Annotated in this window: 13 protein-coding genes; 4 read left to right on the forward strand and 9 right to left on the reverse strand. The window is 64.2% G+C overall.

Annotated elements, in window-relative coordinates; genetic code table 11:
- Nucleotides 1-10: 10 nt before the first annotated feature.
- From V3B25_RS19525 to V3B25_RS19555, 7 genes are all read right to left on the reverse strand, one after another.
- Nucleotides 11-1,981, reverse strand: coding sequence for a hypothetical protein (locus V3B25_RS19525; RefSeq protein ID WP_329811405.1), 1,971 nt, complete (start codon nt 1,979-1,981; stop codon nt 11-13).
- A 107-nt stretch (nt 1,982-2,088) separates the two neighbouring features.
- Nucleotides 2,089-3,222, reverse strand: coding sequence for a dTDP-4-amino-4,6-dideoxygalactose transaminase (rffA, locus tag V3B25_RS19530; RefSeq protein WP_329811406.1), 1,134 nt, complete (start codon nt 3,220-3,222; stop codon nt 2,089-2,091).
- Between the two features lie 32 nt (nt 3,223-3,254).
- Entirely contained in the window at nt 3,255-3,620 is a 366-nt protein-coding gene (locus tag V3B25_RS19535; protein WP_116863423.1) for an EamA family transporter, read from the reverse strand.
- Complete coding sequence (locus V3B25_RS19540; protein ID WP_329811408.1) at nt 3,617-4,384, reverse strand: GNAT family N-acetyltransferase; 768 nt, start codon at nt 4,382-4,384, stop codon at nt 3,617-3,619. The genes V3B25_RS19535 and V3B25_RS19540 overlap by 4 nt, the downstream gene beginning before the upstream one ends.
- On the reverse strand, nt 4,368-5,378 hold the full coding sequence (locus V3B25_RS19545; protein WP_329811409.1) for a glycosyltransferase family 2 protein: 1,011 nt from the start codon (nt 5,376-5,378) through the stop codon (nt 4,368-4,370). The genes V3B25_RS19540 and V3B25_RS19545 overlap by 17 nt, the downstream gene beginning before the upstream one ends.
- Nucleotides 5,379-5,399: 21 nt before the next feature.
- A complete protein-coding gene (locus V3B25_RS19550; protein ID WP_329811410.1) occupies nt 5,400-6,338 on the reverse strand; it encodes an electron transfer flavoprotein subunit alpha/FixB family protein in 939 nt (312 codons plus the stop codon).
- On the reverse strand, nt 6,338-7,084 hold the full coding sequence (locus tag V3B25_RS19555; RefSeq protein ID WP_189720542.1) for an electron transfer flavoprotein subunit beta/FixA family protein: 747 nt from the start codon (nt 7,082-7,084) through the stop codon (nt 6,338-6,340). The genes V3B25_RS19550 and V3B25_RS19555 overlap by 1 nt, the downstream gene beginning before the upstream one ends.
- A gap of 265 nt (nt 7,085-7,349) precedes the next feature.
- On the opposite strand from V3B25_RS19555, the gene rfbB reads away from it, so the two are divergent.
- From rfbB to rfbD, 4 genes are read left to right on the forward strand one after another with little or no spacing between them, the layout of a single operon-like run.
- A complete protein-coding gene (gene rfbB / locus V3B25_RS19560) occupies nt 7,350-8,405 on the forward strand; it encodes a dTDP-glucose 4,6-dehydratase (protein WP_329811412.1) in 1,056 nt (351 codons plus the stop codon).
- Nucleotides 8,406-8,419: 14 nt separating this feature from the next.
- Nucleotides 8,420-9,307, forward strand: coding sequence for a glucose-1-phosphate thymidylyltransferase RfbA (gene rfbA / locus V3B25_RS19565; protein ID WP_329811413.1), 888 nt, complete (start codon nt 8,420-8,422; stop codon nt 9,305-9,307).
- Entirely contained in the window at nt 9,304-9,861 is a 558-nt protein-coding gene (gene rfbC / locus V3B25_RS19570; RefSeq protein WP_329811414.1) for a dTDP-4-dehydrorhamnose 3,5-epimerase, read from the forward strand. The genes rfbA and rfbC overlap by 4 nt, the downstream gene beginning before the upstream one ends.
- Nucleotides 9,858-10,751, forward strand: a complete 894-nt coding sequence (gene rfbD, locus V3B25_RS19575; protein ID WP_329811415.1) for a dTDP-4-dehydrorhamnose reductase — start codon at nt 9,858-9,860, stop codon at nt 10,749-10,751. The genes rfbC and rfbD overlap by 4 nt, the downstream gene beginning before the upstream one ends.
- Nucleotides 10,752-10,826: 75 nt before the next feature.
- On the opposite strand, the gene V3B25_RS19580 is transcribed toward rfbD, so the two are convergent.
- Together V3B25_RS19580 and V3B25_RS19585 are read right to left on the reverse strand one after the other, a co-directional pair.
- Nucleotides 10,827-12,230: a mannose-1-phosphate guanylyltransferase/mannose-6-phosphate isomerase gene (locus tag V3B25_RS19580; RefSeq protein WP_100437840.1), complete on the reverse strand. Its 1,404-nt coding sequence runs from the start codon at nt 12,228-12,230 to the stop codon at nt 10,827-10,829.
- 12 nt (nt 12,231-12,242) lie between these two features.
- Nucleotides 12,243-13,589 carry a phosphomannomutase gene (locus V3B25_RS19585; protein ID WP_125892535.1) on the reverse strand — a complete coding sequence of 449 codons (1,347 nt, stop codon included), beginning with the start codon at nt 13,587-13,589 and terminating at the stop codon, nt 12,243-12,245.
- Nucleotides 13,590-13,644 lie beyond the last annotated feature (55 nt).

Genomic DNA, 13,644 nt, shown 5'->3' on the forward strand with positions numbered 1-13,644 from the left:
GCGCCTTGGATCAAGACGTCAGGTTCGGCATTGCGATCCACAGAAGCGAACAGGCGCCCAGTACCACGGCTGCAGCCACGGCATGATGTGCCAGTCGCTCGAGTTGCGAGCCTGGTCTCAGGTGTGAGAGTTGGGCGCCGAGCAGTACACAGATGCCGAGCACGTACCTGCCTTGTGCCTGGAAATCATAGGTCCAGCTGTGCAGCAGGGACGCGCCCAGCAGGCTGACCACCGCGCCGGCAGCCAGCAGGAGCTGGCTGCGTCCCAGTTGCAGCGGCTGCGACGTCGCTGCAGTGCATAGCGCCAGAAGCACCAGCAGCGTAGTCAGTCCCCAGATCGCCTGGTAGTAGGCCAGTGGAGCGTAGTACTGCATGTAGCCGTAGACGCCGAACAGGCTTTTGGCCGTGGCCATCTGCCATAGCAGGGGAGGCTGGAGCATCTGCGGGAGCGTATAGCCCTGTTCGTACATGCGAAGGCCGGGGGACGGTGCCGCGTCGCTGGGTTTGAAACCGGGAGCTGCATGGACTTCACGTAGATGATCGACCAGCTCCGCCTTCTGCGAGCCACTGCCGTTGCGCAGGACATCCACTGCGATCCATGGAGCTGCCAATGCCAGAGCCAGCGCAAACAGCGCGCCGAGGCGGTAGGCAGGCGCCAGCATCCGGCTGCGGACAAGTCTCCAGCCGTCGTAAGCCAGGATCATCACCGAAGTGGCGGACAGGACGGCCAGGAGCCAGCCGAGTCCGTAAGCCTGATGAAGTGCGTGTCCTGCGGCCGCCCACAGAATTCCCGACGTGCAGACGATCGCCATGGCGAGCGACGAGCGGACGGGCAGTCGCAATCCGGCTGATGCCAGCGTGGTGGCGATGAAGACCGCGACTGGCCAATAGTTCCGCTTGGAGATGACAAGCAGACCCAGGCACAGCGCGAACAGCAGGGCGTGCACGATCACCACCCGCTCGGCGTGGCGCTCACCCAGCAGGTAGCTGCGCAGCGGACTCTCGCGTGTCAACGCAATGCCTGCAGCAAGGCTTGCGGCGGCCAGAGGCAGCGCATCGCCGTTCATGTACGAAAAGACATACCACGCCTGCGGCGTGACCAGGACCGGTACGAGAGTGAACGGAGAGAGGCGCAGCAGGAAAACGGCTGCGATCAGTAATAGCAATATCGATGCCTGGTAGAGCCTGAATCCCTGACGTTCGGTCAGACCAGCCTGCGCTGCGACGTTGCTCGCTTTGCCTGCGAACAAATACGTCACGTTCCATTCGGCGAGATAGCTGACGCCGTAGGGACTCGCCTGGTACGAGGGCAGCATCTCCGGCGAATCAAGTGCCGGCGGCAGCCAATGACTGTTGAAATAACGTGCGCCCGCCTCATGCAGGTCCTCGTCAGGGCTGACAGAGGGGGAGAGGGTGGCAAACCCTGCGAGCGCGAGCACCAGCGATGCGCAGATCAGTGATGGCCATGCATAGCCACCGGTATGAGCCATCTGCAGGCCCATCGCAATCGCAAGACAAAGGCCAAGGCCGACCCAGACCAGCCGGGCAAGTCGATGCTGCAAGCGCGATGCACTTTCCGCAGGCGTGGGAAGTGCCACCACCAGTTGCGGGTCGCCAGCACCTGGCAGCACCTGGTAGCGCCCATCCTGGCCTAGCGCTTCGATGGGAACGAGCTCGTTCAGATGGGTCGGGACAAGCAGGGTCGCAGCCGAGGGCATTGAGCCCTCGATCCGCACATCGCGTATAGCGACGGTCGACGCGCTGGTGGGAGGGTCCAGGCGAAGCGCGAACGTACGTCCCGGTGGGAGCTCCAGCTGCAGATGCGAGCTGCCTGCGGGCAGCTCCCGCGTCACTGACCCGGCCTCGGAGAAACCACTGCCCTGGTCGAAGAAGACCTGCAATGAGCCGGCAGCCGGCAGTTCCACGTCGAGCGTGAGCTCGGCATTGCTGTACTGGCGGGAGCCCGCCAGCACGACCAGCAACGCGGCGATGACCAGAACGATTAGTTGGCCTCTACGGAACCGAGCCAACCCCTGCCACCAGCTGGAACACTGATGGAGCAATCCGGCGGCCGGTTGGGAGGCGCTTGTCATTCCGCCATGCCCAGGACTTCATCGGCGGCCGCGAAGATCGCATCGAGATGATCCTCAACGCCGATCCACAACGGCATGCGGACCAGCCGCTCACTGAGCTCGTTGGTGTTGCGCAGATCGCCGTGTGCACGCCCTGCCTGCAGTCCAGCCGGGGCGGAATGCAGCGGGATGTAATGGAACACGGTCTGCACGCCGCGGGCCTTCATTTCGCTTATGAATCGCGTGCGGGAATCGAGGTCCGGGAGCAGCATGTAGAACATATGCGCGTTGTGCTGGCAGTCGTCCGGCACGATCGGCCGACGCAGGTGGCCTGCGGCCTCATGCGGAGCCGCCCACTGCTGATACCGCTCCCAGATTGCCAGTCGACGCGCGGTGATCTGGTCTGCTTCCTCTATCTGCGCGCAGAGGAACGCCGCGGTGATCTCACCGGGAAGGAACGATGAGCCAACATCGACCCAGGTGTACTTATCGACCTGCCCGCGGAAGAAGCGGCTGCGATTCGTGCCCTTCTCGCGCAGGATCTCGGCGCGCTCGCCAAACTCAGCGTCACGACAGAGAAGAGCACCGCCTTCCCCCGAGATGATGTTCTTGGTCTCATGGAAGCTGAAGGCACCCAGCTCCCCGATGGTGCCCAGTGGCCGCCCCTTGTAGCTGGACATGATGGCCTGGGCAGCATCTTCGACAAGCGCCAGCCCATGACGTGCAGCGATGTCGACCAGGGTATCCATCTCACATGCGACGCCCGCATAGTGGACTGCGCAGATGGCCCGGGTGCGTGGGGTGATCGCTGTTTCGACCAGGCGTTCATCCAGGTTCAACGTGTCTTCACGGATGTCGACGAACACCGGGACCGCACCACGCAGAACAAACGCGTTGGCGGTGGAAACGAAGGTGTAGGACGGCATGATCACTTCGTCGCCGGGCTGCAGGTCGAGCAGCAATGCCGCCATCTCCAGGGCTGCCGTGCAGCTGTGGGTCAGAAGTGCGCGCTGGGCACCCGTGCGCTGCTCCAGCCAGGCGTGACTGCGTTTGGTGAATTGACCATCGCCGGACAGATGACCGTTGGCGTGCGCCTGCGCGATGTGCCAGAGCTCGCGCCCTGTCATGAAGGGCTTGTTGAAGGGAATCAAAAGAGTGCCTCGCAGCGGGCGTTGGAGTGGTTTCAGGCGACCGATCGTGACAGCACGACCACGCCCAGCATTATGATCAGCGTTCCGGCGATCTTGTATCCGTCCAGCTGCTCCCGGAATATCACGCTGGCAAACAGCGCGACCAGGAAGAAGTTGATCGCCATGTACGGGTAGGCCCGGCTGATCGGCATCTTGCTGATGGCGGCCATCCAGCACAGGGACGCGCCGAAGGCCGCCGCAAAAGCGGAAATGACCCAGGGCTTGAGCAGCAGCTGCACCAGGTTCAAGGGCTGCAGTGGTGCTGCGAGCAGATGGCCGTGGATGCCGACCTGCCATTTCAGGATCAGCTGGCCGTAGACGGTGAGTACGATCGTGAGGGCAATGAAGAGGTAGCTCATCGTGTGCCCTCACCGAGGGAATGCATCGAGGCGCGTTGCATGCGGCGATCTATGTGGTAGGTGTCGAATGCGCAGTCGATCAACAGACCCGCACGGGCCCATTGGCGCTGCACGGTGTAGTTCCATATCTGCGTGGAAATGACCAGGCGTTGGTTGCCCAGGTCGGCATGATGACGCATGACGTGGCGGAGCAGGCGGCCGTAATGTCCACGGCGTTCAAACCGCGGATGAACCGAGTTGAGCAGGATATCGGCGACGCCGTCCTTGATGTCGCAGGTTGCGAATCCGGCTATGGCCTGTCCATCGGACACGACCCAGGTGGATTGGCGCTCATCCTGCGGTTGCAGGCGGCTGTGGGCCCATTCGACGTAGCCTTCCAGGATCAGCGCGGGAGGTATCAGCGGGTTGGCGGAATAATGCGACCGGTAGCCCTGGAAGCCTGCCGTGGCGATGTCGATGATGGCCGGACGATCTGCCGGGGTCGCGCGTCGCACCGAGGGAGACCACTCGCCCGATTCCGGGGTGAGGTCAATGCCGTGGTAAACCAGTGTATCGGCGGCAATGACCGTCTCGCCCGCCCGCTGCAGCGCCAGGGCGATATCGGTCCGCCCTGCAGGTACGCGGATGATCAGCAGATCGGCCGATGACGTGGCGATGCAGTCAACCACCTCGGCAAGAGGAGATTGCGGATTGAAACTACCGCGCTCGACACGGATGCCGAAACGCGCACTGTCGGCCGGGGAAAAATCAATCTTCACAGACATTCGAATGCGTGCCCTGCCACGTGTCTTGCCAGATGATGAACTGGGGACGGCGCTTCGATTCGCTGTGGATGCGGCCGATGTAGAGGCCGACCACTCCCAGGCTGCCCATGATGAAGCTGCCCACCAGCCAGATTGAAGCGAGGATGCTGGTGAAGCCCGCCACCCTGATGTCACCGGCCCAGTAACGGTAGACCGCCAGAAGTGCGATGCCCGCACCGATGGCGGCCAGTGCAAATGCCGCCGTCATGACCAGTCGCAGGGGCTTGTCGGAGAACGACAGCGCGATCCGGGTCGCCATCTGCAGGAGCTTGCGCAGCGTGTAGCCACTCTTGCCTTCCGTACGACGACCATGCGACACCGGTACGCGCAGGGTTTTAAAACCAGTCCAGCGGGCCATCAGCGGGAGGAAGCGATCCGTCTCAGGCATCGCATTCATGGCATCAACAGCCTTGCGGCTGTAGGCACCGAAATTGGCCGTCGAAGGATCGTAGTCGGTATCGGTCAGCCATCCCAGTGTCTTGTAGAAGGCACTGGAACCGCTCCGCTTCAGCCAAGTGTCCTGGCGTTCCACCCGCTGGCCCAGCACGATCTCGTTGTCACCTTCCAGGCCTGCCAGCAGCGAGGGAATTTCCTCTGGGACATCCTGTAGGTCGCAATCCATGACAATGACACGGCTGCCCTGGGCGTACTGCAGCCCGGCACTGATTGCCACATGCTGTCCGAAATTGCGGGACAGGCGCAGGCCGCGAACCCGGGAAGACAGCTTCCCGAGTTCGCAGATCCGCTGCCAGGACTGATCCGGACCCTGGTCGTCCACGAGGATCAGTTCGTGCGTCAGGCCCATGCCCGAGATCGCATCGGCAACACGTTCGGAAAGCTGTTCAAGGCAACCTTCACAACCGTACACGGGCACCACCACCGAAACGTCGGGGGTGGGGCCACTGTCCGGGGGATTCTGATTGCCTGCCTCAGCGCGCATGGCGTACTCACCCATGATGGAAGCCGGAGTCCAGATTCAAAGTGCTGCTTCCAGCTCCGGCAGGATCGCAAACAGATCCCCCACCAGGCCGATATCGGCAATCTCGAAGATCGGCGCATCGCCGTCCTTGTTGATCGCGACAATCGTGCCGGCATCCTTGATGCCGGTCAGGTGCTGGATCGCGCCGCTGATGCCCACCGCCACATAAAGCTCCGGGGCGATGATCTTGCCGGTCTGGCCGACCTGCAGGTCGCTGGGCACGTAGCCGGCATCGACCGCCGCACGCGAGGCACCGACGGCGGCATCGAGCTTGTCGGCCAGCTGGAAGATGACCTTGAAGTTCTCTTCCGAACCGACACCACGGCCGCCGGAGACCACGCGCTTGGCGCTCTGCAGGTCCGGGCGGTCACTGGCACCGGCGGCGAGACCGACGAAGCGGGTGTGGGTCGGCAGGGCAGCATCGACGCTCGCCGCTTCAACGACGGCGCTGCCACCCTGGGCGGCTTCCGGCCACGAGGCGGCACGCACGGTGGCGACCACGATCTGGTCGGCCGGCGCTTCCACGGTGATGATTGCGTTGCCAGCGTAGATCGGGCGCTTGAAGGTGTGGCTGCCTTCAACGCTCATCAGGTCGGAGACCTGGTTGACGCCGAGCAGGGCGGCCACGCACGGCATCAGGTCCTTGCCGAAGGTGGTCGACGGGCCGAATACGTGGGTGTAGCCCTTGGCCAGCTGTGCGATCTGCGGCGCCAGCACCTGGGCGATGGCCTGCGCGTTGGCCGCGTTGGCGACGGTCAGGACCTTGGCGACCCCAGCGATCTTCGCGGCTTCAGCGGCAACGGCAGCCGGATCGGCGGCCAGCACCAGCACGTCGATGCTGGCACCGCTGATGGCGGCGGCGGCACTGACGGTCTTGGCGGTGGCGGCGTTGAGCTTGCCGTCGTGGTGCTCGGCGATGACGAGAATCCTGCTCATTACAGCAACCCCTTCTGCTTGAGTGCGGCAACCAGTTCGGCCGCGTCCTTGACCATCACACCCTTGCTGCGCTTGGACGGCGCGGCGTACTGGGTGGTCTTGAAGGTGTCGGCGGCTTCAACGCCGAGGTCGGCCAGCTGCAGGGTCTCCAGCGGCTTGGCCTTGGCCTTCATGATGTCCGGCAGCTTGATGAAGCGCGGTTCGTTCAGGCGCAGATCGGTGGTGACCACGGCCGGCAGATCCACTTCCAGCGTTTCCAGGCCGGCGTCGACTTCACGGGTCACCGTCGCCTTGCCATCGGCAATTTCGAGCTTGCTGGCGAAGGTCGCCTGCGGGCGGCCCCACAGCGTGGCCAGCATCTGGCCGGTCTGGTTGGCATCGTCATCAATGGCCTGCTTGCCAAGGATCACCAGGTCCGGCTGTTCCTTTTCGATCAGCTTGAGCAGGGTGCGCGACGCGGTCAGCGGCTGGATGGCCTGGTCGGTGACCACATGAACGGCGCGGTTGGCGCCCATGGCCAGGCCGTTGCGCAGGTGCGCCTGGGCATCGGCCGGGGCGATGGTGGCAACCACGACTTCGCTGGCGATGCCCTTGTCGCGCAGGCGCAGGGCTTCTTCGAGAGCGATTTCATCGAAGGGGTTGGGGGACAGCTTGACGCCGTCGGTGACCACGCCGGAACCGTCCGGCTTGACCTGAATGCGGACGTTGTAGTCCACCACGCGCTTGTACGCGACGAGGATTTTCATCTGGTACGGGGTCCTTCAGTAACAGGGAGAACGTCCGGTCCTGCAACAGCAACCGGCTCGGGGGTGGGACCCCGATTCTAGCTGGCTTGGGGGGACCATGCGAATGCGTATGGTGACCGGCATTGGCTGCTGCGGCGCAGCAATGCAGTCGGCCTGAGTTCACTTGTGTGATCGCGTGTTACCGGAGGCCCGTTGTATCCTTCAACGTTGCATTGTCGTGGCCATGAAGGCCCCGTCCCACGAATCACGATCAGGAGAACAGGTAGTGCCCACATGGCTTGTAACCGGCGGCGCCGGATTCATTGGCGGTAACTTCGTTCTCGAGGCCGTCGCGCGCGGCGTCAAGGTCATCAATCTCGATGTGCTGACCTACGCCGGAAATCTGAAGACACTGTCCAGCCTTGACGACAACCCGAATCACCTGTTCGTCCAGGGCGACATCGGGGACAGCTCCCTGGTCGCCCGCCTGCTGGCCGAACACCAGCCGGATGCGGTGCTGAACTTCGCCGCCGAAAGCCATGTGGACCGCTCCATCGACGGCCCTGGCGCGTTCATCCAGACCAACGTGGTGGGTACCCTGGGCCTGCTGGAAGCGGTGCGGGACTACTGGAAGGCGCTGCCGGCCGAACAAAGCGCGGCATTCCGCTTCCTGCACGTGTCCACCGATGAGGTGTACGGCACCCTGGGCGAGACAGGCAAGTTCAGCGAGACCACCCAGTACGCGCCCAATTCGCCGTACTCGGCATCGAAGGCGGCCTCGGACCACCTCGTGCGTGCGTTCCACCACACCTATGGGTTGCCGGTGCTGACCACCAACTGTTCGAACAATTACGGCCCGTACCACTTCCCCGAGAAGCTGATCCCGCTGGTGATCGCCAAGGCGCTGGCTGGCGAGCCGCTGCCGGTGTACGGCGATGGCAAGCAGGTGCGCGACTGGCTGTTCGTGTCCGATCACTGCGAAGCGATCCGCACCGTGTTGGCCAAGGGCCAGGTCGGCGAGACCTACAACGTCGGCGGCAACTCGGAAAAGCAGAACATTGAAGTGGTGCAGGCGATCTGCGCACTGCTGGACCAGCGCCGCCCACGTGCGGATGGCCAGCCGCGCAGCAGCCAGATCACCTACGTCACCGATCGCCCCGGCCACGACCGCCGCTACGCGATCGATGCCTCCAAGCTGAAGAACGACCTGGGCTGGGAGCCTGCCTACACCTTTGAGCAGGGCATCACCTTCACCGTCGACTGGTACCTGGACAACCAAGAGTGGGTCAATGGCGTGCTCGACGGCAGCTATCGCCTGCAGCGCATCGGCACTGCCGCCTGAGGCCGGGAGAGAACATGACGCAACGTAAGGGCATCATCCTCGCCGGCGGTTCCGGCACCCGCCTGTATCCGATCACCAAGGGCGTCAGCAAGCAGCTGCTGCCGGTGTACGACAAGCCGATGATCTATTACCCGCTCAGCGTGTTGATGCTGGCGGGCATCCGCGAAGTGTTGATCATCAATACCCCGCACGAACAGGCGCTGTTCCAGCAGTTGCTGGGCGACGGCTCTCAGTGGGGCATGGACATCCAGTATGCGGTGCAGCCGAGTCCGGATGGCCTGGCCCAGGCCTACCTGATCGGCCGCGACTTCGTGGCCGGCAAGCCGAGCTGCCTGGTGCTGGGTGACAACATCTTCCACGGCCACGGCCTGCGCGAAGTGCTCAAGCGCGCCGACGAGCGCGTGGATGGCTCGACCGTGTTCGGCTACTGGGTCAATGATCCAGAACGTTACGGCGTGGCCGAGTTCGACACGAGCGGCAAGGTCATCGATCTGGTGGAGAAGCCGGAAAATCCCCGCTCGAACTATGCGGTGACTGGCCTGTACTTCTATGACGGCAAGGCCAGCGATTACGCGGCGGAACTGAAGCCGTCGCCGCGCGGCGAGCTGGAGATCACGGATCTCAACAAGCGCTACCTGGAGGAAGGCAATCTTCACCTGGAAGCGCTGGGCCGTGGCTATGCCTGGCTCGACACCGGCACCCACCAGTCGCTGCTGGAAGCCTCCAACTTCATCGAGACCATCCAGACCCGCCAGGGCCTGCAGGTGTGCTGCCCGGAAGAAATTGCCTTCGGCAAGGGCTGGATCAACGCCGAACAGCTGGAAGCGCTGGCTGCACCGCTGATCAAGAATGGCTACGGCCAGTACCTGCATAAACTCGCGCTGCGTGGAGTCGTTCCGTGAAAGTGATTGAAACCAAGCTTGCCGGCTGCAAGATCATCGAGCCAGCCGTGTTTGGCGATGCGCGTGGCTATTTCTTCGAAACCTGGAATGCAGAGCGCTTCGCTGCGCTGGGCTTGCCGGACCGCTTCGTGCAGAGCAACGTATCGACGTCCGCACAGGGCGTGCTGCGTGGCCTGCATTACCAGTGGCCGCGCCCACAGGGCAAGCTGGTCAGCGTGCTGGAGGGCGAGGTCTATGACGTTGCCGTGGACATCCGTCGTGGCTCGCCGACCTTCGGCCAGTGGGAAGCGGTGGTGCTGAGTGCGGAAAACAAGAAGCAGTTCTGGATTCCAGAAGGCTTTGCGCACGGTTTCGCCGTATTGTCCGAGCGTGCGGTGTTCAGCTACCTGTGCACCGAGGTCTACCTCAAGGACCTCGATGCCGGCGTGCGCTGGAATGATGCCGATATCGCAGTGGATTGGCCGATCAGTGCGCCGACCCTGTCGGCCAAGGACGAGACCGCGCCCTTCCTGAAGGACATCGCTGAAGATCGTCTGCCGGTCTACGTGCCATGACCGTTCTGGTGTTCGGCGGCAATGGCCAGGTCGGCCAGGAGCTGCTGCGCGCGCTGGCGCCGCTGGGCAAGGTGGTCGCAACTGCCCGCAGCGGGCAACTGCCCGACGGAAGTGCCTGCGAAACCGCCGATTTCGGCCAGCCCGACAGCCTGCCGGCATTGCTGGATCGCCTGCAGCCATCGGTGGTGGTCAACGCGGCCGCCTACACGGCGGTCGATCGCGCCGAGCAGGATGCCGAGGCCGCCTTCGCCGCCAATGCGCAGGCGCCGGGCGTGATCGCGCGCTGGTGTGCGGCGCATGGCGTGCCCTTCGTGCATTACTCCACCGACTACGTGTTCGATGGCCAGGGCACCATGCCGTACCGCGAGGACGAGCCGACCGCGCCGCTGGGTGTGTATGGCGCCAGCAAGCGTGATGGCGAAGAGGCCGTGCGCGCTGCCGGCGGTCGTCATCTGATCTTCCGCACGGCGTGGGTGTACGCCTCGCATGGCGCCAATTTCCTGCGCACCATGCTGCGCGTGGGGTCAGAACGCGAACAGCTGCGTGTGGTGTCCGATCAGATCGGCACGCCGACACCGGCTGCGCTGATCGCTGATGTCACTGCGCAGGCACTGCAGCATCCGCGGCAGCTGTCTGGCACCTGGCATCTAACGGCCAGCGGCCAGACCAGTTGGCACGGGTTCGCCGAGGCGATCTTCGCCGAAGCGCTGGCGACCGGCGTGTTGGCGAAGGTGCCGACCGTCGAGGCGATTCCCAGTTCCGAGTACCCGACCCCGGCCAAGCGCCCGGCCTGGTCGGTGCTGGACAACCGCAAGCTGCAGCAGGATTTCGGCATCGTGCTGCCGACATGGCAGGACGGCCTGAAGCGGGTGATGGCGGAGATTGCCTGACCCGGTAGGCGACGTGCCGACCAACGGTCGGCACCCACCCCGACCAACGGTCGCCACCCGCCGCAGGGCGTCGGATCAACTACGCCCGTACGTGTCCTCGAAACGCACGATGTCGTCCTCACCGAGGTAACTGCCGGACTGCACCTCGATCAGCTCCAGCGGCAGCTTGCCCGGGTTGCGCAGGCGATGGGTCACGCCCAGCGGGATGTACGTGCTCTGGTTCTCGCTGAGCAGGATCACCTCGTCGCCGCGGGTCACCTCGGCGGTGCCGCTGACCACGATCCAGTGCTCGGCGCGATGGTGATGCATCTGCAGGCTGAGCGTACCGCCGGGCTTGACGGTGATGCGCTTGACCTGGAAACGCTCGCCGTTGTCGATCGAATCGTAGGCCCCCCAGGGGCGGTAGACCTTGCGATGCCAGGTGGCCTCGCTGCGACCGTCGGCCTTCAGCTGCGCCACCACGGTCTTGACCTCCTGCATGCGGTCGGCCTTGCCGACCAGCACCGCGTCGTCGGTCTCGACCACGATCACGTCATCCAGGCCGACCAGTGCCACCAGGCGCTGTGCATAGGCATAGGTGTTGCGGCAGTCGATCGCGATCACGTCGCCCTGGTGCGCATTGCCATCGCCATCCTGATGCGAGACATCGCGCAGTGCGGTCCACGAACCGACGTCGTTCCAGCCGGCGTCCAACGGAATCACCACGGCGTCTTCGGTTTTTTCCATCACGGCATAGTCGATGGAATCGGAGGGAACGGTGGCGAACGCCTCCTTGTCGAGGCGGGTGAAATCCGAATCGCGACGGGCCTGCTGCCAGGCCTGGCGGCTGCTGGCCAGCATGTCGGGCTGGAAGCGCTCCAGTTCCTGCAGGTAGCGCGAGGCCTTGAACAGGAACATGCCGCTGTTCCAGTAGTACTGGCCGCTGGCCACATAGCCGGTGGCGGTGTCCAGGTCGGGCTTTTCGACGAAACGCTCGACGGCACGCAGGCCCTGCCCATTGGCGGCCTTGATATAGCCGTAGCCGGTTTCCGGACCGGTCGGCACGATGCCGAAGGTCACCAGCTTGCCGGCCTCGGCAGCGCTGGCTGCAGCCTGCACGACTGCACGGAACGCAGCCTCATCGGTGATCACATGGTCCGAGGGCAGCACCAGCAGCAGCGCATCGGCGCCGTCGCGGGTGGCCTCCAGGGCTGCGACCGCAATCGCCGGCGCCGTATTGCGGCCAACCGGTTCCAGGATGATGGCAGCCGGCTCGGCGCCGACCTGCTGCAGCTGCTCGGCAGCGACGAAGCGGTGCTCTTCGTTGGCGATCACCAACGGGCCGTGGGTGGCGATGGGCGCGACGCGCTGCCAGGTGGCCTGCAGCATCGTCTGTTCGCCTGCCAGCGGCAGGAACTGCTTCGGATACGCCTCGCGCGACAGTGGCCACAGGCGGGTGCCGGAACCACCGGACAGGATGACGGGCTGGATGTTGCTCATGATCTTCCTTGATTACTGCTGGATAAGGCGGGAGATTTCGTCGGTGCGCGCCTGCATCAGCGCTGCGTCGCCGCGGGCTTCAACGTTCAGGCGCAGCAGCGGCTCGGTGTTGGAACTGCGCAGGTTGAAGCGCCAGTCGCCGAAGTCGGCGCTGATGCCATCGGTGTGGTCCAGCGCGGGCGACCGCGCGGCGAAGTGCTCCATCACGCGGGCCACGGCGGCCTTGGCATCGGCCACCTTGAAGTTGATCTCGCCGCTGCAGGGATAGGCCGCCATGCGGTCCTCGACCCAGTCGGCCAGCGAGCGGCCGCTCTCGGAAATCAGCTGCGCGATCAGCAGCCACGGGATCATGCCGGAGTCGGCATAGGCGAATTCGCGGAAGTAGTGGTGGGCGCTCATCTCGCCGCCGTACACCGCATCTTCGGCGCGCATCTTTTCCTTGATGAAAGCGTGGCCGCTCTTGCACAGCACCGGCACGCCGCCTGCCTGTTCAACCATTTCCACGGTGTTCCAGACCAGCCGCGGGTCGTGCACGATCTTGCCACCGGGATTGCGTGCCAGGATGGCCTTGGCCAGCAGGCCGACCAGATAGTAGCCCTCGATGAAGCGGCCGGTATGGTCGAAGAAGAAGCAGCGGTCGAAGTCACCGTCCCAGGCAATGCCGAAGTCGGCGCCGTGTTCGCGCACCGCATTGGCGGTGGCGGCGCGGTTTTCCGGCAGCAGCGGGTTGGGAATGCCGTTGGGGAAGCTGCCATCGGGTTCGTGGCAGATGCGGATGAACTCGAACGGCAGGTGCGGTGCCAGCAGGTCGACGATGGCGCCCGCACCACCGTTGCCGGCATTGACCACCAGCTTCAGCGGCTTGAGCTTGGCGGCGTCGACGTAGCTCAGCAGGTGCTGGACATACGCACTCTTGTCATGCTGGGCGGTCTGCCCGGCGCGTGGCGGCTGGGCCTCGGACGTATCGACGGCAACCGCATCGGAGATCGCGAACAGGCCGGTATCGGAGCTGATCGGGCGGGCGTTCTCCTTGACCAGCTTCATCCCGTTGTAGTCCATCGGGTTGTGGCTGGCGGTCACCATCACACCGCCGGCTGCGCCGAGGTGATCGGTCTGGAAGTAGACCTCTTCGGTACCGCACAGACCGATGTCGATCACCTCACGACCGGTACCACGCAGGCCTGCGGCCAGTGCATCCTGCAGCGCCGGGCTGGTCAGGCGCACATCGTGGCCGAGGACCACCGGGCCTGGAGCGAGCTGCGCAGCCAGGGCGACGCCGATGCGGCGCGCCAGGTCTTCGTTCAGTTCTTCCGGCACGCGGCCGCGGATATCGTAGGCCTTGAAGGCGGGCAGGGGCATCGATCAGATCCTTTGTGAGCTCAGCCCTCAATTGTAGTCCCAGTCCCGTTTGGGA

Source organism: Stenotrophomonas sp. SMYL8 (assembly GCF_036320065.1).
Taxonomy (GTDB): Bacteria; Pseudomonadota; Gammaproteobacteria; order Xanthomonadales; family Xanthomonadaceae; genus Stenotrophomonas; species Stenotrophomonas maltophilia_A.